The following is a 22626-nucleotide window of genomic DNA, read 5'->3' as shown; positions in this document are numbered from 1 at the left end:
TGATATAATTAGCCGGGTTGACCTGTCTCACCATGGGTGGTTTGCCTGGGTTGTACATTGACCCGCCATTCACCATGCTCTTTTGCCAGAATATCCTCAACCCGGGTCACCAGTAAATTGAATTTATCGGCCTCATGATAGGGCGCACAGGCTGTCAGGTACAGAAATCTCTCACGACGCAACATTTCGCAACTGGTGCGATAGTTCAGCCAGTTTTGCTGATACTTTTTCAGGTTAGACAGACCAGCACATACCGCTATCAGCACACCCAAAATACCAATAATCACCTGGCCGGCCACCACACTGCCCCACAACCCGGTGATAAACGGAATAGATACCGCGCTGCACAACTCTACAATCTGGCAGCGATGATAAGCGCGCTGATTATCCATGCTTTTTGTATCATACCAGCTGATCTGATGCTCCAGCCGCTCGCCAATATAAGTACTTTGCTCCATGGTCAGTGCCTGTATGTTATCCTGCATTACGTAACCTCAGATTTAATTTGTCTACTACAAACTGCACCGTTGCATCGGCCTGTAACTCGCTTTCACGCTCAGTAACTCTATCGCTTATCCAGCTCAGAGTATCCGACACACAACTGATAAATGCGTCCATCGTTTTCAGCGCGTCCAGGTCAGCCTTACCTGCATACTGATTACCCACTGCGTCAATGCGCTTGTCGAGTAACTCTCTCTTCTTCAGCCAGTGCGCAACCACATCCAAACGCTCTTCAGGTGTATCGATGCATACATCACCGATGATCACCGGAAACACCTTGTCATTAAACTTATTCTGTTGTCCCTGGCAATGCTCATAAATCAGCTTAAGCTCATTCATACAGTGCGTTGACTCATACAAAGACTTGCGGCTGATCACCAGTAATACGGCATCGGCGCGGCCAATTTCGCGCTCAAATTCGGCTATGCTGTCGCCATATCCTGTGGCTTCTCTGTCGCGGATCACCTCAAGCTCATACTTTGCCAGCTGAGTGTATATCTCATCGCATATTTGCTGATGTGGATCCGGGGCCTTACCCCAGGCATAAGAAAAGTACAGTCCGGTTGATGCCTTGGCCGCCGGGTTAATGCCCGCAAACGGCGCTAGCGGAGCATCTTCGTCTTGAATCTCACGCGCTTCTTCCGTCGGCTCTCCCACCTGCCACTCAACCCGGGCGCTTTGTTCCAGGTGCTGCTCTTTACTGATCGATTTTAGCAAGTGTTTTGCCAGCTCTAGCCCTTGTTTACCGGCAACACGAATATCAATCACCCCGGGCTGGCCATAGTTACTGAAATCATTCCGTTCTTCTTTTTGTTCATCAGTTAATGGCGTGCACTCAAACCACACCCGGGCATTGGCTTTGGCATCGTAATAGCAGCAGCCGTAGCGCCAGTAACAGGCCTGAGGACCCGCCTGCTCCCCAATTTTACTGAGCAAATAACGCATGGTGGCATCGTGTAAAAACGCATACTCCAGGCGAATATGATAGTCGCATTCGCCCTGCTGCCAGATACTGGTAAAATGCCCCTGGCGTTCCGCTTTTTCCGGCAGGGCGTCGGGGGCAATATAGCTGTCATCCGTTAATTGAAAGCATACCCCACACTGCAACATCATCTCCACAAACAAAGCTTTCTCGCTGGCCGTAAACTCTTTCCCCTGCCACAGTAGCGGCTCCAGATCCGCTTTCGCAAAACAGCCACTGGCACCTTTGAGTGCCGGCATCACATGCTCGCGCTCCAGCAGCAGGTAAACACCCTGTAGCGCCCAGGCCTGGTCCAGAATCAGCTGGTCGTCAAAACAGCCTTTACGATAAAACACCCGCCCCGTCTGATGCAGGTACTGCACTAAGGTTTCGGGCGCTGCCACATCATGGCGCGCGCACAGTGTCTGATAGGCGTCGTACGGTAATAATTGCACCTGCAACACAGCAATCTCCTGCTCCACTGCCAGCCAGTTTTTGGGTAGCCAGATATCACCATTGCGTTTAAGCTGTAACTGAATCGCCCGCTCAAAAAAGGGCGTAAATTCATCCAGTCCGCCGGGCACTTTGGCACTGATAGGCACTTCACGTAGCTTGGTAAACGGCACAGGATGAGGCACCGGGGCACGCTGATCCTGCTCTGGATCGTCACACTGGCTCTGGCAGACCATTACCTGGGCTTCCGAGCCCGCCAGCGACTTTAAGTAGGCCAGCCAGTAACTCAGCGGCCGGTTACGGATCTCTATCTGCTCACACGGCACCAGGTCGTTATTTTCTGTTTTCGGATGCCACAGCAGCAAATACAGCGCCCGGCTGTCGATAAACAAACTATGGGTCCCCAGATACACATCCTGACCGCCAAAGTCCCAGCACTGGATCTCTACCCCGTTATAATCAAAGCGGTGTAGCTGGATGCCATGGGTACTCTTCACGCTTTCATCAAATGCCTCGCCCCGCAAACACCGGGCCAGCTGCGTCTTGCCTATCTGGCCATTGCCCAAAATCATCACCTTTAACGCCGTCGGCGTAGCGTGTCCATGGCGCTGGATATCCCAATACCAGTCTTCAATGGCGTCCTGCTTAATCGGGCAGGTCAGTTCAGGAGGGATATGTTCAATTAAGATCTGTCCTTCCATCTCAAGTTTAGGCAACTCGGTTAGCAGATATTCAGCCGTAATCCAATCCAGTTTCGGGATCTGGTGTATCTGCAAAGTAGAATCTGAATATTGCGGCCGACCTATTTCAAGTTTTTCCAGCACACAAGCTTGCATTAAGGGCATATAATCCTGAAGTCCATTACAGTCATTAATATCAAGGGAGTGTAAATTTTTATAGTCACCTATCGCTGCTAAGCTCCTCAGCTTCGAATTCCCGTAGAAACTCAGAATGTTTAATGCCAATTTATCAAATACATATAATTCATCCAGCTCGCTGATAGATAAGCTCTCCTTGCATTGCAACTCTGAGAGCTGCCACATACCGTTTACTTTTGTCCAGGCGCAACCTGAGTGGATAGAAGTCATTTGCGGTAAATTTTTTAACGCGATTATCTCACCTTCAGATAGTCCGGAGTGGATACTAATTTCTTTCAAATCCGTAAAATAAGCAATGTCTGCATCTTTACAACCTTCCTTTAACAGTCTGAATCCATATCCCTCTAAAGATATTAAGCTGGGTGGAAAACAGACAGGTTTAAAACTTTCCTCAGGGACGAATATCCAAAGATCTAGCGCTTTAAGTTCTGGCAGAACCTTAATAACGTCCATATCATCTAAATACTGCGATGTATTAAGCGAAAGAGATTCAAGCTGGTCTAGCATCAACAAGCTCTTTAAAGAAACAAGATTATCCTCGAAATTCAATCTCAATGACTTAAGCTGCTCGGTCCATTTAAGCCCTGAAATATCACGCAAGTTGATACAATCATCGAGATGCAACTCCTCTAATTGAGGAAGCCCTCGTAAAAAATTTACACTCTCGGCATAAAAGTTACTAATGTAAAGTTTTTTTAAGCAACCAAGTGTAAGCTGCCGGGTGTTAAGATGAACATCATCGTACTCATCCAGCTCTAGCGTCTCCAACTGTTTTATGTTTTCAAGAGCATAGATACTAGAGAGTGAAGCTAGAGATATGCGCAATGTTTTTAATGAAGGCAGAGAAACAATCCAATCTATACTTTGCTGCACGCCACTGACATTTAAATCTAACAAATTAGTTAAACCAGAGAATGGTTCTAGCGAAGAGGTCCCGCTACACCACGAAAGGTCAGCCGATTGCAGGCTGTGTAGTTCGGACATAGACGATATATCCGAAACACTTGTATGAGCTAGATTCACATTTGTCAGGTTTGCTTTACCTTTTAATGCAGCAATATCAGTCAGACGTCTACAATTATAAGCACTTAATACTTCCAGCTGATTTAGCCGCTCCAATCCTTTTAACGACGTTAGCTGGTCACAAAGCTCTATATCTAACCATTTTATTTCAACCAACTGACTGAGCGGCTCTAAAGTTTCAAGCTTATGGCAAAAGCGGAGCTTTAACTCAGTCAAACCGGTTAACGACTCAATACCAGCCAGACTGCGTAACTCCCCGCAATTACTTAAATCCAATGCCGTCAGCTGGGGGGCCAGTGCGGCAATTTCCTCGGGTAAGCGGCGTAGCCGTAAACCACTTAAATCCAGGCTGCTGGCACCGTGTTCGAGCGCCTGTTGAATACGGTGTTGGGCTTCGCGCAAAGCGCCGGGGTGTTGAAACTGGGCCATCCGGGGTAAGTCTCCTGTTGCAGGGGCATGCTAATTCACTGATCTGACAGCCACTTTAACGGTTTTTTAACCAGCCGCCAAGCTTAGCTGCGGCTTTTAACTGTGCACTTTTCACCCCACAGAACGGAGTGAAAAACAAACAAAAAGGGCTCAATGGAGCCCTTTTTCAGTTTACGATTATCAATGGCAGATTAAATCTGCGGCAGTGACTGGCCGGGTACCCAGGGAGCGCCTTTGGCCTGCAATTGTTGCTCAAATGCCGGAATGGTGTCGCTCAGAATGGTCTGCAATTCATTGCGTATTGCTCTGAGCTCTTCTGTTGCCAGGTCTACGCTGGTGCGAATAGCCGGAGTCGGGCCATACGTCGAGAAGCTGGTGCCAATCAGCGCATGGAACAAACGGTCGCCCACGGTGGCCGTGTCATTCGTTGCACCCACCTGGTTTTTCGCCGGATTACCGTTCAGACGGCTATCCAGTGCCAACAGCTGGTTGCGGATGTTTGCAAACTGGCTGTCAAATTCACCCGGTTCAATGGAGGTGCGATCCAGTGACTGCTCCAGCATATCCAGACGCTTCACCGCTTTGCCCAGTGCCTGACCGGTTGCGCTTGCCACACGCTGAACATCTGCCAGCTCTTTCCAGAAGGCCGCTACTTTTTCACCGTCAATTTCCTTCAGCGCGTTACGCTGATTCAGCTGCACCACCTCAAAAGTTTGCGGCGCCTGTAACTGAGTTACCTGACCGTCCACTTCTTTACTCATGCTGACACTGTAAGTACCCGGTGTCACCAGTGGACCCTGAGGGTTCGGCGAGAAGTAATTGCCCTGCACGCCAATGGCCTGATGTGCCGGCCAGCGCAGATCCCAGTTAATGCGGTGCAAGCCTTTGTTAGCCCTGCCCTGCAATTTGCGGATCACATTGCCCTGGGCATCGCGCACAGTAAACCACACAACCGGCTGCTGCTGGCGCTCTTCGGCTTCCAGCGACTGCCAAGATGGAACACCAAATGACTTGTCATCTTCTTTCAGGGCTTTTTCTTTTTCCTGACGCTGCGCCTTCAGGCTCTTAATGTCGTCTTTAAGGTAGTAGGTGAAAGTGGCTCCAAAGTCCGGGTTCGGCGCACGGTACTTATTACCACCCTGAGTGCCCACTTCGCCACCGCCCAGCGGACTGCGCTGGATATACCACAGTGCATCTCGGGTTGGGAATAACAGAGACTCCTGCGCCAGCTTATCTTCCGACAGATTACGCAGTGCCCGGTAGTCATCCAGTACAAAGAAGCCGCGGCCAAAGCTGGCACCCACTAAGTCGTTTTCACGACGCTGAATGGCCAGGTCGCGGAACGAAATGGTCGGTACGTTGCCCGTCAGCTCTACCCAGCGCTTACCGCCATCAATGGTGAAAAACAGGCCAAACTCGGTACCGGCAAACAACAGGTCCGGATCAACGTGATCCTGTACCACTCGCCACACTAAGTGCTTATCAGGCAGATTGCTGGCAATCGACTTCCAGGATTTACCGCGGTTGGTGCTTTTCAGCAAGTAAGGCTTATAGTCGCCAAACTTGTGGTTATCCAGCGCAATATAGACCGTATCCGGGTCGAACAGATCGGCTTTAATGTCGTTGATAAATGCCGTATCTGGCACCTTAGGTAGGCGTTTTACATCCACCTTACGCCAGGATTTGCCGCCATTTTCGGTGATCTGAATATGACCATCATCGGTGCCGGCATACAACAGGCCTTCAACCAATGGCGACTCCGACAAAGAGGTAATGGTGCTGTACTGCGACATCGCAAACATGTCCCAGGCGCCGTCCCAGCCTTGCTTACCGCCCATAATTGGCTGATGAATACGCTCACGATTTTTGGTCAGATCGCCGGAGATTGGTGTCCAGCTGTCGCCGCGGTCTTCAGATTGCCACACCCGGTGTGAGGCAAAATACAAACGCGATGGCTTGTGTGGGCTAACCAGAATAGGGGCATCCCAGTTAAAGCGCTCGGGCTTTTCCCCTTTGCCAGGCTGCGGCTTGATATACACCATCTCACCGGTAGTGCGGTCATAACGGGTCAGGTTACCCTGCTGCCACTGGGCATACACAATATCCGGATTACCCGGCTCGGTTGCAGGCTGGTGACCATCACCAAACAACACCACTTTCCAGTCGGTGTTCAGAATACCGTGGCTGTTGAGTGTACGAGACGGGCCACCCTGCGTATTGTTATCCTGTGTTCCACCGTAAATATTATAAAACGGCTTGTCGTCATCCAGTGCCAGTTTGTAGTACTGAGTCACAGGCAGGTTTTCGTGGTAACGCCAGTGGATGCCGCTGTCAAAGCTTTCATATAAACCACCATCTGACCCCACCATCATGTAGTTTTTGTCACCTGCGATAAACTCCATTGCATGGTTATCGCCATGTTTGTCTTTTTCTTCCATTCTTTTGAAAGATTGACCACCATCTTTAGACTCGTGTAAACGCACACCAGCAAGATAGATATGGTCGAAGTAATGGGGGCTGGCGTAGAGCTCCTGATAGTAGTGCGGTCCGGTACCACCCGCTACCGCATCGGCACCTTTAACCCAGGATGCACCACGATCAGCAGAGCGATACACCGCGCCTGTACGGCGATCTAATTCAATGGCGGCATACACCACATCCGGGTTGATTGGTGAAACTTCCAGGCCAATCTTGCCCATTTCTCCCGGAGGTAAACCTTGCGATAGCTTTTGCCAGGTTTTACCACCGTCGGTTGATTTATGCAGGCCAGAACCCGGGCCACCGCCATAATACGCAGCCACAGTGCGGTGGCGCTGCCAGGTGGCGGCATACAGTACATTCGGATCGCGCGGGTCAATTGCGACATCGGTTACACCGGTCCAGTCATTGTCACCCAACACTTTGTCCCAGGTTTTACCGCCATCGGTGGTTTTATACAAACCGCGCTGACCCCCTTTGCTCCATAGCGGCCCCTGAGCGGCTACCCAGACGATATTTGAATCCGTTGGATGCACGATAATTTCTGAAATATGGCCTGAGTTTTTCAGGCCCATATTGGTCCAGCTTGCACCGCCGTCATGACTCACATAGATGCCGTCACCAAAGCTGACATGGCGACCACCAACGTTCTCTCCCGTGCCAACCCAAACGGTATTGCTGTTATTTGGATCCAGCACCACGGCACCAATCGAATAGACCGGCTGGTCATCAAAAACTGGCTGCCAGGTCACACCGGCATTATTGGTTTTCCATACCCCGCCGGAGCCCACACCCACATACCAGACACTGGTATCTTTGGGGTCGATGGCAATATCCGCAATACGACCCGACATAAAGCCCGGCCCGATATTTCTCAGTTCCAGCCCCTTGAAGGTGGCAGCTGATAACACCCCTTCATCACTTTTGGCGGCCAGGCCAGGCAGACTGCACAGTGTCGTAGCTGCGCCCAGCAAGGCAATGCGCATCGCGCGGCCAAGTTTTAGTTGTTGCATACATTTTCCCTATTATTATTGTGTCGATCACCCAAAGCGTTACAATGTAACACTTTAAAAAACTTATTAACCGTATGTTACTTAAAGAGACAGTGCAATAAGTGTGCGTTGGCGCTCAAATAAAATGCGACAAAAAGCCGGGTCATGTGAGCACCGCGCCGAAAAAACACAATAAATAACACTTAGAGCCATGATTTATTTAAAAAATTCTATTCCCGAGCAGCTATTATTCTGAAATTGCTCGCAGCCCTGTTCAGAGTTTTTTCTCTACACACAACAACCCCTTCTGGACATTTCACTATTGAGTATTGCAATTTTCATGCATGACTGTTAATTGACGCCTGTAACTACAGTGCCGATAAAAGCATCATCAAATAGATGGCAGACACCCACACTTCATCACCGGGCTATCCAAACCAGAAATTCTAATCAGACATTTACACCGGGACTGCATTTGTACTGCAGCGAATTGAGTGCTAATTGACTGGCGCACTGTGAGATAAAAAAGAGATTATTTAGGCACGCAATCACAAATGATAGTGGATATCATTTGTGTTTTTAGAATAATCACGTATTATTCCCGGAAAAATTTATTTAACTCTCTCTAAACTCTCTGGAAGCTTAACGTATGAAATTGAATATTCTGGCTAAATCTGTTGGTTTAGCACTTGTTTCTGTCGCTACTGCATCAACCGCTATTGCAGATGAAGCAAAAGAACTGGATGTAATTGTTGTACAAGGTCAAAAGATAGACCGGACTTTGCAAGACACACCAAGCAGTGTTGCAGTCGTTACCAGTAAGGACATGGAGCAAAACAACCTACAGAATATCAATGATGCCTTCTCAATGATGCCAAACGTATCTGGCGACTTTAACGACGGCTTCAGAATACGTGGCGTTGACTCGTTCTCAGTATCAGGCGGCGGTAATAGCTTCTTAACCAGTATGTACCTCGATGGCGCACCGCTGCCATTTCGTATGGTTAAAAGTGGCGGATTGTCTGTCTGGGATCTGGCACAGGTTGAAGTGTTCCGTGGTCCTCAGTCGACTCTGCAAGGGCGCAACGCGCTGGCGGGTGCCATTATGATCCGCTCGCAAGACCCAACCTATGAGCCATCCGCTAAATTTAAAGCCACCGTTGGCCAACACGGTCAGCAGGAATTTGCGTTCGCCGGTGGTATGGGACTGATAGACGATATGCTGGCATTCAGAGTCAGCTATGAAGACAAAGAAACCGACGGTGACATTGACAACATTACGCGTGGTGATACGTCTAATTTCGAAGAAAGCCAGACTCTGCGCACCAAAGTGCTGTTTGAACCCAACGACGACATCGATGTGCTACTAACTTACACCAACAATGAAAATCGCTTTGGTGTTTTCTGGAGCCTATACGACTTTGGTGAGTCTCCGTTTGACCGTACCGTAGATTTCAACTCCCCAATCTGGGAAGAAACCAAAACCGATATCTATAACCTGGAAGTTACCTGGGATGTGAATGAGACAACGTCATTCCACTCCATTACCACCTACAACGAATCGGACTATGGCTATAACTGGGATGGTGATATGCAACCGACCCAGATTGTCAAAGACAATGCCAATCGCCGTACCGATGAAACCTTTAGCCAGGAACTCAGATTAACCTATGAATCTGACGATATTCAGGCCGCATTTGGCTTGTATACATCACAGGTTGATGTTGACGACCGAGCTGAAGGACAACGTATCCTGACCCTGCAACAAGCGGTGGGTGTATCGGACTTTACAACGGCTGTTACCGGATTACTCATGCAACAAGGGCTTCCTGTCGAAGTTGCAGCGCAAACAGCAGCGATGGCTGCCCCTTTGTATCCTAATATCGACCCTGTTGTCCTTAATATGAACTACGGTTTAGCACAAAAAATTAAGACAGCAGCGGTTTACGGCGATGTTACCTGGTCGGTCACAGATCAAATCGATCTACTGGCTGGCCTGCGATACGACACAGAAGAGCAAACTAATAGCGCCGACAATGCGTACACTATAGATAACCACCTACCAGATCCAACTCAGGTACCAGCGCAACTAAGCCCACTTGTAACTGGCATCAATGCCTATCTGAATGGCTTTGCGGCCTCAGCCTCTGGCGTAGAGCCTGAGTCGAGCGAAGACTTTAGTGCCTGGTTACCCAAACTGGGCGCGACTTATCACTTCAACCAAGATATGTCGACCAGCTTTATTTACCAAAAAGGGTATCGCTCAGGTGGGGTTGGCTTTAACATGGCCCGCTCTCGTATCTTTAGTTACGAGCCGGAGTACACCAACAACTATGAGTTATCGTTCCGCTCGGTATGGCTGGATGGCAAGCTGGTGGTCAATGCCAATGCATTTATGCTGGAATGGAAAGATCAGCAGGTAAAACAGCGCCTTTCTGGTGCACTGTACGACACAGAAACCGTGAACGCTGGTGAATCTGAGGTAAAAGGCTGGGAAGCTGAAGTATTCTATTACCCAAGCAAAAATTGGTCGGTAACCGCAGGGGCTGGTCTGGCAAAAACCAAGTTCACCGAGTTTGGCCCACAGACCGGTCGTCCGTTCGCCGATGCCCCAGACTGGACTGCCAATGTGGCTTCCAACTACACCTTTGACAATGGCCTGTACGTCAATGTTAACGCCAAATACACAGGGTCAAGCTTAGCTTACATGAACCCTAAAGTAGCATTGGAAGCGGATAAGTACGCCCTTAATAATGAGCCGGTGAATGATGATCGCTTAATCGTAAACTCGCAAGTGGGTTATAAGTGGGATAACTACAGCGTACGTCTGGATGTCAGAAACTTATTCGACAAAGATTATATCCGCAGTTACTTCAAAGAAGCCGACAATGAGGGCAAGATGTTTACCAGTTATGGTCAGCAATACATTGGTAAGTCTCGTCAGGTCTCTTTGACTTTTCAGATGGAATTTTAAGCTCTGTTGAGCAAACTTACCCGCGAAATAGCCAAATAGCCGCCGCAAGGCGGCTATTTGTTTTACAACTGATTTCTACCATCAAATTCAAACTGCACCGCTTTACAGTGACAACTTTCCGTCTATTTTATTGTTTTTCCTGGTTTGTTAATAAGTTTACCACTCACAGAAAACTGTCTATAAAAGCAGCTTAACATTAAACCTAATTACCTGCTCAGTACTGATAACGTTTCAAAGTAAGCTAGTAATATGTTGAAATGTAAGAAATTACCCACTTATAAAATCAATAATGAAAATCATCGTTGCGGATGACCACCATATCGTCAGGCAGGGACTGCTTGCACTGATCCAAGCTGCCAGAGTCGGCTCTATCATTGCCGATGTTGATTCCGGTAAACAAGCCTGGCAGCACATTCTCAGGCACGAGCCGGATATCGCCATTCTCGATATTACAATGGGTGAAGTAAGCGGGCTCAACGTGTGTCAGCGCATCAAAGCACGAGGCCTAAAAACCCGGGTGATTTTACTCACCATGCATAGCGACATAAAAGTGATCGACAATGCGCTTGAAGCTGGCGCTCATGGGTATCTACCCAAAAGCGACGCGTTTCACTCGCTGATCAAAGCCATTCATATTGTACATACTGGCGGGCAATATATCAGTGACAGTCATCAATCTGAATTGCAAAGCTATCGTAATAATAAAGCTGATTTTGAGTTAACCATTCGGGAAAAAGAAATTATTCACCATATATCCCTGGGCCAAACCAACAAGGAAATTGGAGAGGCCCTGTTTATCTCCGCCAAAACAGTAGATGCGCACCGTACCCGGGTTATGAAAAAACTGGGATTTAAAAAAACCGCTCAGCTGGTGCGTTTTGCGATTGAGGAGGGGATATCGCTGTAATTTAACAGGCCACGCCATAAGCATTTCAGCCAGTATAGGGTAAATACCCTATTTCTATCTGCAGAGAGTATTTGTAACTTGTATGGGCATTTAATAATGCAAACCTAACAACCTCCTCACATTCAAGGAATAGACAGTGAATATCAAACTTAGAAACCCCTTTACTTCAATAAGCTTCGGCACAACCGCCCCGTCAATTAAAACGCGCTTTATCCGTACAGCACTCTCAGTCACATTATGTAGCTTATCTCTATTTAGCTACGCAGGTACTCCCCATAAATTGGGCGCTGAATTTGAGGTGTATAAAGATGCTGACAAAATTCAACGAACACCTTCGATAGCACGACTAAACAGCGAGAGCTACGTCGTTGTCTGGGAAAGTCTGACAAACGACTACAAGAATGAAGGTATTTTCGCGCAGCTTTATAATTTTTCAGGTGAAGCCATTGGCAGCAAGTTTCGGGTAAATACTCAGACCCAAGAATCGCAAAAGAATCCAACGGTCGCCCTACTCAAAGACGGTAGCTTTATCGTTGTCTGGCAGACTGTCTCAGACAATCCACAATATGGTTCACACTTGTTGGCTCAAAGATTTAATATGGATGGTACACCTATCGGTGGCGAGCTACAGCTCGATCAAAGCCCTGTTCCTTATTACACCCATGTATCTATTGCACCACTAAATAATGGTGGCTTTGTGGTAGGCTGGCACAGTCAAAACAAGTCTTTTGCCAAAATCTATAGAGCAAATGCTTTCGAAATCAATACGATAAACCTGGATGAAGGACTGCAATTCCCAGATATCACAAGCACAGCAGATGGGGGTTTTATTGCGGTGGCACTGTCATCCGGACATATCATTGCACAACGATATGATGCCAATGGATTTCGTAAAGGATCTCAAATCAAGGTCAGTGACGGCGATCCCACAACAAAATTCAACCCCACAATTAGCCGCCTTAGCAGCGGCGAGTTCATTGTCATCTGGGAACATACATACGTGGATGAGAGCAGCGATGATATTTTAGCTCGCCGCTTGGATGCCGATGGCAACCCCAAAGGAGAGACGTTTAAAGTAAACTCACACACAGAAAAGTCACAGTTAGACATCGCAATTGAAGCGCTGGAAAATGGTGGTTACATAATCACTTGGATGGATTATGCTGACGAAACAACGGAGGGTGACGTATACGCTCAGGCTTTTCTCAGCGATGATACACGTAATGGTGATGAGTTTCAGGTCAACCACACAGCAGGCTATTATGCAGCGACCCCCGCAATTCGCCAGATAGGTTCTGATGACTTTCTTATAAGCTGGAGCAACTACAATCTAAATTTCAGGGAGAAAATATATGCTCAACGGTTTCAGCTCGATGCTGAACGCGCTAATACTCTGACACCATTACTACCACAAACACAGGTGCTGGAAGGCGATATTGTCACACTGCCTCTAAAGGTAACTGGTACAGACATTTATGGCCTGGATGCCGTTGTCAGCCTGAGTGACACCACCAAAGCCCGTATTTATGGCGGTGAATATGGTGAGTTTCTGCCTTCTGATGAGCGCCTGTCTGTACCTATGGGCATCAATGACCAACAATGGGATGGTGCGCTTGCACTGATGGTCCCAGCCATTGCCAAAACGGGGGAGGGTGAGTTTGCATCCGTGACCCTAGTTGCAGAACAAGCAGGCACAGTGAGACTCTCACTGCAATCTCAAATCGCCGACCAGCAAGGTGATTACCTGCTGCAAAACAATACCGACTATTCTTTCACTATTGCTGAGTCCGTCACTTTAACGGGTAATATTTCCAGCCTGAGCACCGCTGGCGACTACGCCTTTGTAACGCTTTTAATTAACGGCCAGCCCGTCACTATTAACCCGGATGGCAGCTTCTCTGTTCGCCTTGGCCTGGGTGACGTCACTATGGCGTTAAGTACACCTGGGTATCTAATGGCCGAAAAACAGGTCTATCTGAGAGCGGGTCAGGCTGATATCGACTTTGGTCAGATTAACCTGGTTGGCGGTGACAGCAATGGTGATAACCACATCGACATTGCCGACCTGACCCTATTACTGGGCGCCTATCGCTCAGTAGAAGGTCAACAAAATGGCTACGTGATGGCCGCCGACTTTAACCGCGACGGCGCCATCAACCTGCGAGATTTAACCCTGCTGGGTGCCAACTTTGGTAAACAAGGACCACAAAGCTGGTAACTAATAAATGGGGTTAGGGTTTAACGCTAACTCCTTTATATCAATTTTAAGGAGCAACAGGATGAAATATTTGATGTGTATTGCCACATTACTGGTGAGTCTGAGTACATTTGCAGAACAAGGACGTATTTACCTTAATACCTCTGATCCGCACATTAAAACCGGCAGCGAGTTCTATGTGGATGTGATGGTTGAGGGCCTGCCAGAAGTGTATGGCGTACAGCTAACCCTCAACTACGACGCCAGGTCCATGACCTTGATTGATCAGGACACTAAAGCCAAAGGCGCTCAGCTTGAACAGGGCCACTTTCTCGATGAGGATCACCTGTATACCCTGCGTAACCTGGCAGATTCTCAAAAAGGTCAGATCCAATATATAGTTAGCCAGGTTGCTCCGGCAGCAAGCGCGGTTGGTAGTGGACGCCTCGCCCGACTGTATTTTACTGCACCAGACAACACCACCAACGCCAAGATCTCCATTCAAAGTGCTGAATTTGGCACCCGTAGCGGAGAAAAGTATGTATACGTACCCCAGCCCCCTCTGGCATTGAGTTTCGACACCAGCTATCAGGTACAAGATAAACCAGCCTCAGGCAATCAGATCTGGGCATTTGGTTTAACGGCTGTGGTGCTGTTAATGATATTGAGTGGACTCTTGATACACAGACGACCTGCAGGCTCACACGCTAATCAGCCAGCTTAGAGAAAAGCGGCTGATTAACGATGCTTATACTGTGTCGGGCAATAGCCCCTGGAAACCTCCGCAGGACGTAACTTGCTGTGCTTGGTTGTCCGACCACTCACCCGTTTGCGCCACAATCGAAAACTGGCAGGCTTAAGGTGATGACGCATCAGCTTGATCAACGCAGATTCATTTAGTCCAAATTGCTGCTCTATGGCTTCAAACGGCGTTCTGTCTTCCCACGCCATCTCGATGACTCTTGATTGTTCATCATTCGTTAACTGCATTATGTACTCTCAGGGCTTGTCCAGCTTTATTAGTGAGTGACATTACGAGCCAAAAGGCTCTGTGGTTTAGAACGTTGATGATCTTTTTTATGGGCTGGAGAATTTCGCGGGTTTGCGATAATGAAGTAGCAATTCAGTCCAGTACTGAGAAAAAAGTGAGAATGAAGTAACCATCTCCGGGCTTTGGTGGCCCCCTGGGGTGAGTACAAATCGTATGATTGCTTTCTAGATTTATGCATCATGCACAATGGCAAAGCATAGTATGCTGATTCTCACAGTCAATCTGTAAACATGAACAGCCTACGCCATGGTCATGCCGGCCTGGAGTCGGTTTCTGCTTACAGGCTAATATCACAAATCGCGCTTAGCATGGTTTACGGGCAGCGTCAGTACCAAACACAATGACGGTGAACATGCAAAGTTGTAATCCGAGTGGGCACACTTCCTTGTGAAGGGCTTCCGGCGCGTAACGCGTGTCATCAACATCCATGTCTCGCGTTCGCAAAAAAGAGATACTTAATCTTAGCTACGAGTGGAAACACCTCCTTGTGGAGGGCTTCCGGCTCATCCATCCATGGCTGAGCGTTCAGCAAGCTGCGAAGCTTTGCTTCGGTCTTGCTGAACCCAAACATCCTCGTGTAGGGAGCCTTGGTAGTGGACATTGGTGGGGTCGAAGTGGATTGTCTGGGCTGACTTTTTCTGGGTCTGATAGTCTTTGGTCAGACTCATAATGGTCGGGGTGAGCTGAATGATGGCGTAAATATTCACTAAGGTCATTAACCCCAGTGCCATGTCTGCCAGGCTCCAGACTTGTTGTAAGGTAGCGCTTGCGCCCCACAATACCATAGCCAGGTAAACCGCGGTGTAACCAAGGCGCCCGGCTTTGTTATCCAATTTAAATAGGTGCAGATTGCTCTCTGCATAAGCGTAATTGGCCACCACAGAGGTAAAAGCAAACAAGGTAATTGCGGCCGCTATCAGATACTCGCCCGCTTCTCCAAAGTGCGACTGCATGGCGTTTTGAGTGAGACTGATCCCCGCCATTTCTCCGCTGACAGGTAACCCTGACAATAGCACCACCACAGCAGTACAGCTACATAACACCAGAGTGTCTATAAACACACCGAGCATTTGCACATATCCCTGCGCAACCGGATGGTTGGGCACGGGTGTCGCGCCTGCAGCAGCATGGGGGACACTGCCTGCCCCGGCTTCGTTTGAATACAGCCCTCGCTGAATACCATTTTTAATGGCTGCGCCCAATGCCCCTGCACCGGCTTCGGTCAGGCCAAATGCCGACTGAATAATATCCAGCAACATAGCAGGTACTTGGGTAATATTGATAATTAAGATCACCAGAGCCGTTGCGACAAACGCCAGGCCCATAAATGGCACGATCAGTTCAGCAAACCGAGCGATACTGCGCAAGCCGCCATACACTATCATGCCAGCCAGCGCGGCAATCACCAGGCCTGTAAAAAGCGGATTAATGGCAAAGGTATTATTGAGTGCCTCAGCAATTGTATTAGCCTGCATGGCGCTGAAACTAAAGCCATACCCCAGGAATAAACACAGCGCAAACACCACCGCCAGTTTAGGCTTACCCAAACCAGCACGAATGTAGTACGCAGGACCGCCACGAAACTCACGATGCTCATCCCGGACTTTATACAACTGACCTAAAACACTTTCCGCAAACCCGGTCGCCATGCCAAGCAGCGCAATGACCCACATCCAGAATACCGCACCGCTACCGCCCAAAGATATAGCCATTGCGACGCCGGCGAGATTTCCTGTGCCCACCCGCGCAGATAGACCGGTACACAATGCAGCGAAAGAACTGATCCCAGAACTGTCTCCACTCATGCTACCTTTCATCACGCTGAACATGTGGCCAAAATGGCGAAACTGGACACATTTCAGTCGCCAGGTAAACCACACTCCGGCGATCAGCAGCAGGTAAATAAGTATCTGGCCCTGTCCCCAAAGAAGATTGTTAATCGGGTCTACAATCAATGCCATCATACTCACCTGCCTGTTGTAATTATTGTGGTTGTTCCCGGCGTCTAACGCCGGGATAAGTGCACACCCGCCAGCATACAGCGCACCGACCCGCCCGCGAGTTCTATTGCAGAGACGTTCAGCGGCAATAAGCTGACACATGATTCTAGTACCGCTATTTGTTCTGCCGCCAGTGCATCATAGGCCGTTTGTGACAGCGCCAAAATACGACCCTTGTCTGAGCTAAGTTCCAGGGCGTTGCCACAAAACGCATTGATTTGTGCCTCACTCAACTCTATCAGCTTTTTACCTGCGAGCTGCAATCTTTGTTTAATGTCTGCGCGCCGTTTTGGGTCCACAATCATGTCAAACCCACCCAACGCGTAATCACTGCCAACACACAAAAGGACATTGGTGTGATAGACAGGCACGCCCTGCTCACTGATGGCATCAAATACCATAGGTTCGAAATTAAAGTGACTACAAAAACGCTCAAGCACATGTGAATCCGTGCGTTTAGATCGCGCCGTATAAGCAACACGCTCGATATGGTCAAGCACCATAGCCCCCGTGCCTTCGAGGAACAGATCGTCGTATTCCAGACCAGAATAGTCGATTACATCTTGTACCCGATACTCACGTTTAAGCAGCTCTATAATGTCTGTGCGACGCTCCCTGCGACGATTTTTCGCATACATAGGGTAAATGGCAATTTGTCCTCCTGCATGCGTCGAAAACCAGTTATTAGGAAATACTGAGTCGGGCGTATCCGTGCCCAGATCTTCAAATAAGTGCACCCTTACTCCAGCCTCCTCCAACTGCTCTGCCACACGCGATACTTGTTCATAGGCCTGTTGACTGATGCCGCCGTCAAATTGCTGGTCCTGAGACTGAAAGCTGTTGTCGGCTCGGGTTTCTTCATTGGGCAAAAAATGGTGTGGCCGGATCATCACAACGGCACTGGGCGCTTGTGGAAACATAACTGAGATACCTCTCTTAGCTGAAACTGAAAAAAATTCGTTACCTTTTATGCTGCAAAGCACGCGTACAAGCTCCAAGAACCTGCGTCCTGCACTGACAAGGTGTACAGAATAGACGTACAACTACCTGGAATATTTTTTCATCGATTTACGACTATAAGAAAATAAATGCAAAAACGGTAGCAGTGATTTACTCCCATACCCAAAGTCAATACACTAAGCGCTGATTTTACAAACCCAGGAAGTAGTTATGATCACGGTAGGTATCGACTTAGGCACAACCAATAGTGCAGTCAGTTATTGGGATGGCGAACAAAGTGTGTTAATCCCCAACTCTTTGGGCGATTATTTGACACCTTCAGTAGTTGGTATCGACAATAGCGGTGAGGTGTTGGTTGGCAAAGCAGCAAAAGAACGACTGATCTCACACCCATTGCAAACCACCGCGCTGTTTAAACGCTATATGGGTACGCAGCGTACCGTAACACTGGGCAAGCAGCATTATAGTGCCGCTGAGTTATCATCCCTGGTGCTAAAGTCTCTCAAGGCAGACGCCGAAGCCCAGTTGTCACAACCCGTCACACAAGCCGTGATCAGTGTCCCGGCCTACTTTAACGATTATCAGCGCAAGGCCACCAAACTGGCAGCCGAACTCGCCGGACTGGAAGTGTTACGGTTGATCAATGAACCCACGGCGGCGGCGCTGGCCTATGGCCTGCAATCTGAAGAAGATGACACCCATTACCTGATCCTGGATCTGGGCGGCGGCACCTTTGATGTGACCATTTTGGAATACTTCGACCGGGTGATGGAAGTCAAAGCATCCGCCGGCGACAATCACCTGGGTGGTGAAGACTTTACCGGCTTGCTGATTTCAGACTTTTTGCGCCAGCACCAGCTGGAGCCCCAGCAACTTAACGAACATGAACAGCAAAACCTGACCCGCCTGATTGACGAGTGTAAATGTCGTTTGAGTGGCGAAAAACAATCAAACTTTGACATAGAACTAAGCGGGCAAACCTTCAGTTACGAGCTCACTGAAGAGAAAATGCGCGACATCTGTCAACCGCTGCTAAACCGCTTACTCTCACCCATTGAGCGGGCATTTAATGACGCAGGCCTGAGCCCTTCAGACATAGACCATATTGTGATGGTCGGCGGCGCATCACGTATGAATATCTATAAACAATGCCTTATCAAAGCACTCAAGTGCTTTCCAACCTCCCAGCTTGACCCTGATCTGGTGGTTGCGCTGGGCGCGGGTATCCAGGCAGGCCTGGTGGATAAAAATGACGCCCTGGATGACGTGGTACTGACCGACGTTTCTGCATTCAGCCTGGGCACAGGCACTCACAATGAACACGATAACGATGGCAAGGTCGGTAACTATTTTACCCCTATTATCGAGCGCAATACGGTCTTGCCGAGCAGTAAAGAGCAGATATTTTACCCTGTTCATAAAGACCAGAAGCGCCTGTTGATGACTGTGTATCAAGGTGAGAGCCGCTACGTAAAAAACAATATCAAACTGGGTGAAATTGATGTGCCGTTGCCCAAGTCAGACAACATTGATGACAAAATGATCCGCATGCGTTTTACTTACGATATCAGTGGCCTGCTGGACGTGGACATCATCGTTGAGCGCACACAGCAAACTTTCAGCCAGACCTTTGAGCAATCGTCGTCTACGCTGACAGATAAGGAAAAAAGCCAGCTGAAAGAGAAAATGCAAAAGCTCAAAGTGCACCCAAGAGCGCAGCAACGTAACCGACTGCTGATGGCGAAACTGGAGCGCATCTACGAACAAAGCCGTGCCCAATATCGTGAGCAAATCGCAGAATTAATCACGTATTGGGAAGCCGCTTTAAGCAGCCAGGACAGCCAGCGCATCGATCAGGCATATCAGGAAATTACCCGGTTTTTAGAAGAATTAGGTGAGTAAAAGTGACAGACAATCCCTGGGAAGTACTGGGCATCGACCCCAATGCCGATAAAAAGACCATAAAACGTGCCTATACAAGTAAGCTTAAGTTGTGTAAACCCGATGAAGACCCCGAGGGGTTTCAACAACTGCGCGCAGCCTATGACGCAGCGTTGGCTCATCTGGATGAGCAGCCACAGCAACGCGTAAAACTGGGCTCTACAGATGAGCTGCACAACCAGTCTGACACACAGGCTGAGCCAGAAGCTGCGCATTCAGCCACTTTACCCGAGGCAATCGAGCAGCCCGACTTTTCTGGCCAGGAGCAACACGCAAGCCATGTTGAATCGTTCAAGCCAGCTGACAACAACGAAATGCTGCAGTTTGAAAAAGAACTGGCGGAGTTGCTGGATAACTCCTATCGCCGCAATCAGCGAGGTGCCTGGCAGTTATTGATTGAACATCCTGCCTGCGTGGATGTGCAGAACCGCAGAGCGGCTTCGCATCGGATATTTTACGCCATACTGAACTATCAAAAATCGGAGCGAGCAGAGGTGGTTCCTCTGGATATAGAAGTCCTGGTGTTTTTGAACCTGCACTTTGACTGGGCAGAAGATCAGGCGCTGGAGGAGCAGGTGGGCCATCCCGACTTTTACAACATGACCCACAAAGAGATGCCAGAACCAGAAATTCGCATTGAACCGGTTGGTGACACCAGCAATATTGCGAACTTATTTATCGGCCTGACCATTCTCTGTGCTCTGGGCCTGATCATGATTTCTATCTAAACATCCGGCACTTCATGTGGCTGCTGGGCTGGTAAAGATTTAGCACCACTGCTGCGCTTTCGCCACCAGGCAGCCAGCACCGAACCACTGACATTGTGCCAAATCGAAAACAAAGTCCCGGCCAGCGCGCTGGCCGGGGCAAAAAACTTCATTGCCAGCGCAACCGCCAGACCCGAGTTTTGTAACCCCACTTCCAGTGCTATCGTTCGGCAGCTCTTTTCAGGTAACCCCAGCTGTCTGGCAACCAGATACCCAAGTGACAACCCTGTCGTATTGTGCAGTACCACAGCCAACGCCACAATTGGTCCTATGGTTGGCAAGGTGGCCGCATTTAACGCCACCACAATCGCAATGATCAGCACGATAGCAGCCACGGAAAACAGAGGTAATAAAGGAGTGAATCTTTTCACTACATCGCTGAAAAAATGATTGATCAACACGCCTGCCAGTACCGGGAACAACACAATTTTGAGTAAGTTCAGCATCATTCCGGCCAGCGGAATATCCACCACCTGACCGGCCAGTAACTCAACCAGCAAGGGAGTCAGGATCACGCCAGCCAAGGTACTCATGGCTGTCATGGAAATAGATAAAGCGACATCACCTTTGGCCAGAAAACACATCACATTGCTGGCCGTGCCTCCGGCGACACACCCAACCAGCACCATGCCCAGAGTCAGATCAGCATCAAACTGAAACAACATAGCAATCAACAGGGCCACCACCGGCATCACGCTAAACTGCAATACAAGTCCCGTCAGCACAGCTTTAGGCTGGCTGAGAACATGGTGAAAGTCTCCAGGTGTCAGGGTTAATCCCATGGTCAGCATAATGAACGCCAGCAGAGGAATAATGGCGGCTTTTAAGGAGACAAATGGCGCCGGTGAATAGAACGCACACACACTCAGTGCAATGGCCCATACGGGGAACAGTTGAATGACAAGACGCAGCATAGTAAGCGCTCGGTTTGAAAGCAAAAGTGTCTTTGTTATACCTTATTCGCAAGCGAAAACAAATCCTGCCACTGCACTCGTTTTTTCTCATCTTTATGATAAGGTTAGGCCTATATTGTGGACATTCCCGAAGGACTGACATGGCCGAGTACCGCTTTTTATCATACCGTTTCGACTGCCAGACCCATACGCTTAAGCAAGGAAAACAAACGCTGGAACTGCGCCCGAAAGCCGCCCAGGTATTAGGCTACCTGTTACAACATGCCAATACTCTTGTCACCAAACAGCAGATCATTGAAGCGGTCTGGGGCCATGCCTATGTACAAGACCACCGTTTATTTCAGCTGATCAGCGAGCTCAGAAAGCTAGCACCTGAGCAGGAATTGATCCGCACCTACCCAAACCAGGGTTACTGCTGGCAGGTAAAGACCAAACGAGTGTCGACTCGTCCAATGCGCCAGCTAGCGGCTCTGGCGGCCTCAGTGGTATTGTCTCTGGGTACCGTCAGCACCGCCTATCTAAACAATCAGCATAGTGCAACCACAACACCAACCTTTCTGCCCGCGCTGACGGCCTATCACAAGGCCATCATTGCCTTTGAGCAACAGGACTACGCACACGCACAGCAATGGCTGACTTTCAGTCTTCAGGAAAACCCAGACTCAATTGAAGCTCAGTTACTGATGGCCGAAACCCTGCTGCAACTCAAAGACACTGCACAGGCACAACATTATGCCAACAATGTTGTTAAACATACTCTGGCCAACAGCTATTATTTTTCTCAGGCATCCGACGTGCTGAGCCGCCTATCTGCCAGCCAGGCCCGATTTACTGAAGCACTGGATTTTGCCATTCAGGGACAACAGGCCATAGATGAACAGGCAATTTGCAGTGCCGTGGTCATGCAACAGCGGATCGCTGACTTGATCTTAGCGCAACCGGCACCGCTGCACTCCCCAAAATTACAAAATGCTACAGTACAGCTGGTCACAACGCCAGACACACACTCGCAGCAGGCGACCCTGTGCAAGCAGCTTACCCAGCCGGGACCGACCTCTATGCGGTTATGTCCTGCAAGTCACGACGTTCAGGCCGGCCGAGAACGGCTTGCTTAAATCACTGATTTTATTAGTTTGATAGAATATTTTAGGTAGCTTAAGACGAATTTATAAGCCCTGTGTGCCAGCACACGTTATAACC

The 22626-nt window shown here is 48.8% G+C and carries 14 protein-coding genes; 7 read left to right on the top strand and 7 right to left on the bottom strand.

Features of this window, described 5'->3' with window-relative positions:
* Positions 1 to 8 precede the first annotated feature (8 nt).
* From CWB98_RS10540 to CWB98_RS10530, 3 genes are all read right to left on the bottom strand, one after another.
* On the bottom strand, positions 9 to 485 hold the full coding sequence (locus CWB98_RS10540; RefSeq protein ID WP_138544833.1) for a DUF4231 domain-containing protein: 477 nt from the start codon (positions 483 to 485) through the stop codon (positions 9 to 11).
* Complete coding sequence (locus CWB98_RS10535; RefSeq protein ID WP_138544832.1) at positions 475 to 4245, bottom strand: COR domain-containing protein; 3771 nt, start codon at positions 4243 to 4245, stop codon at positions 475 to 477. The genes CWB98_RS10540 and CWB98_RS10535 overlap by 11 nt, the downstream gene beginning before the upstream one ends.
* 191 nt (positions 4246 to 4436) lie before the next feature.
* Positions 4437 to 7736, bottom strand: coding sequence for a VPS10 domain-containing protein (locus CWB98_RS10530; RefSeq protein ID WP_138544831.1), 3300 nt, complete (start codon positions 7734 to 7736; stop codon positions 4437 to 4439).
* 628 nt (positions 7737 to 8364) lie between these two features.
* On the opposite strand from CWB98_RS10530, the gene CWB98_RS10525 reads away from it, so the two are divergent.
* The 4 genes from CWB98_RS10525 (at position 8365) to CWB98_RS10510 (ending at position 14517) form a co-directional block, all read left to right on the top strand.
* Positions 8365 to 10689 carry a TonB-dependent receptor gene (locus tag CWB98_RS10525; protein ID WP_138544830.1) on the top strand — a complete coding sequence of 775 codons (2325 nt, stop codon included), beginning with the start codon at positions 8365 to 8367 and terminating at the stop codon, positions 10687 to 10689.
* Between the two features lie 289 nt (positions 10690 to 10978).
* Complete coding sequence (locus tag CWB98_RS10520; protein WP_138544829.1) at positions 10979 to 11596, top strand: response regulator transcription factor; 618 nt, start codon at positions 10979 to 10981, stop codon at positions 11594 to 11596.
* A gap of 136 nt (positions 11597 to 11732) precedes the next feature.
* The gene (locus CWB98_RS10515; protein WP_138544828.1) at positions 11733 to 13814 is read left to right on the top strand and encodes a dockerin type I domain-containing protein; all 2082 of its coding nucleotides are present in this window, start codon (positions 11733 to 11735) and stop codon (positions 13812 to 13814) included.
* 61 nt (positions 13815 to 13875) lie between these two features.
* Positions 13876 to 14517: a cohesin domain-containing protein gene (locus CWB98_RS10510; RefSeq protein WP_138544827.1), complete on the top strand. Its 642-nt coding sequence runs from the start codon at positions 13876 to 13878 to the stop codon at positions 14515 to 14517.
* Between the two features lie 14 nt (positions 14518 to 14531).
* On the opposite strand, the gene CWB98_RS10505 is transcribed toward CWB98_RS10510, so the two are convergent.
* The 3 genes from CWB98_RS10505 to ctlX form a co-directional block, all read right to left on the bottom strand.
* A complete protein-coding gene (locus tag CWB98_RS10505) occupies positions 14532 to 14783 on the bottom strand; it encodes a TIGR03643 family protein (RefSeq protein WP_138544826.1) in 252 nt (83 codons plus the stop codon).
* Between the two features lie 564 nt (positions 14784 to 15347).
* Positions 15348 to 16808 (bottom strand): alanine/glycine:cation symporter family protein, encoded by a 1461-nt coding sequence (locus tag CWB98_RS10500; RefSeq protein ID WP_249364657.1) that lies wholly within the window; start codon positions 16806 to 16808, stop codon positions 15348 to 15350.
* Positions 16809 to 16849: 41 nt separating this feature from the next.
* Entirely contained in the window at positions 16850 to 17764 is a 915-nt protein-coding gene (gene ctlX / locus CWB98_RS10495; RefSeq protein ID WP_138544825.1) for a citrulline utilization hydrolase CtlX, read from the bottom strand.
* Positions 17765 to 18014: 250 nt separating this feature from the next.
* Between ctlX and CWB98_RS10490 the strand changes: the two genes are divergently transcribed.
* Positions 18015 to 19706 carry a molecular chaperone HscC gene (locus CWB98_RS10490; RefSeq protein WP_138544824.1) on the top strand — a complete coding sequence of 564 codons (1692 nt, stop codon included), beginning with the start codon at positions 18015 to 18017 and terminating at the stop codon, positions 19704 to 19706.
* A 2-nt stretch (positions 19707 to 19708) separates the two neighbouring features.
* Complete coding sequence (locus tag CWB98_RS10485; protein WP_138544823.1) at positions 19709 to 20473, top strand: J domain-containing protein; 765 nt, start codon at positions 19709 to 19711, stop codon at positions 20471 to 20473.
* On the opposite strand, the gene CWB98_RS10480 is transcribed toward CWB98_RS10485, so the two are convergent.
* Positions 20470 to 21426, bottom strand: coding sequence for a bile acid:sodium symporter family protein (locus tag CWB98_RS10480; RefSeq protein WP_138544822.1), 957 nt, complete (start codon positions 21424 to 21426; stop codon positions 20470 to 20472). The genes CWB98_RS10485 and CWB98_RS10480 overlap by 4 nt on opposite strands.
* A 140-nt stretch (positions 21427 to 21566) precedes the next feature.
* Between CWB98_RS10480 and CWB98_RS10475 the strand changes: the two genes are divergently transcribed.
* Positions 21567 to 22541, top strand: a complete 975-nt coding sequence (locus CWB98_RS10475; RefSeq protein ID WP_171045623.1) for a winged helix-turn-helix domain-containing protein — start codon at positions 21567 to 21569, stop codon at positions 22539 to 22541.
* Positions 22542 to 22626 lie beyond the last annotated feature (85 nt).

Origin of the sequence: Pseudoalteromonas rubra, from assembly GCF_005887115.1 — a bacterium.
In the GTDB taxonomy this organism is placed as follows: domain Bacteria; phylum Pseudomonadota; class Gammaproteobacteria; order Enterobacterales; family Alteromonadaceae; genus Pseudoalteromonas; species Pseudoalteromonas rubra_F.
This window is presented reverse-complemented; position numbering and strand designations above follow the sequence as displayed.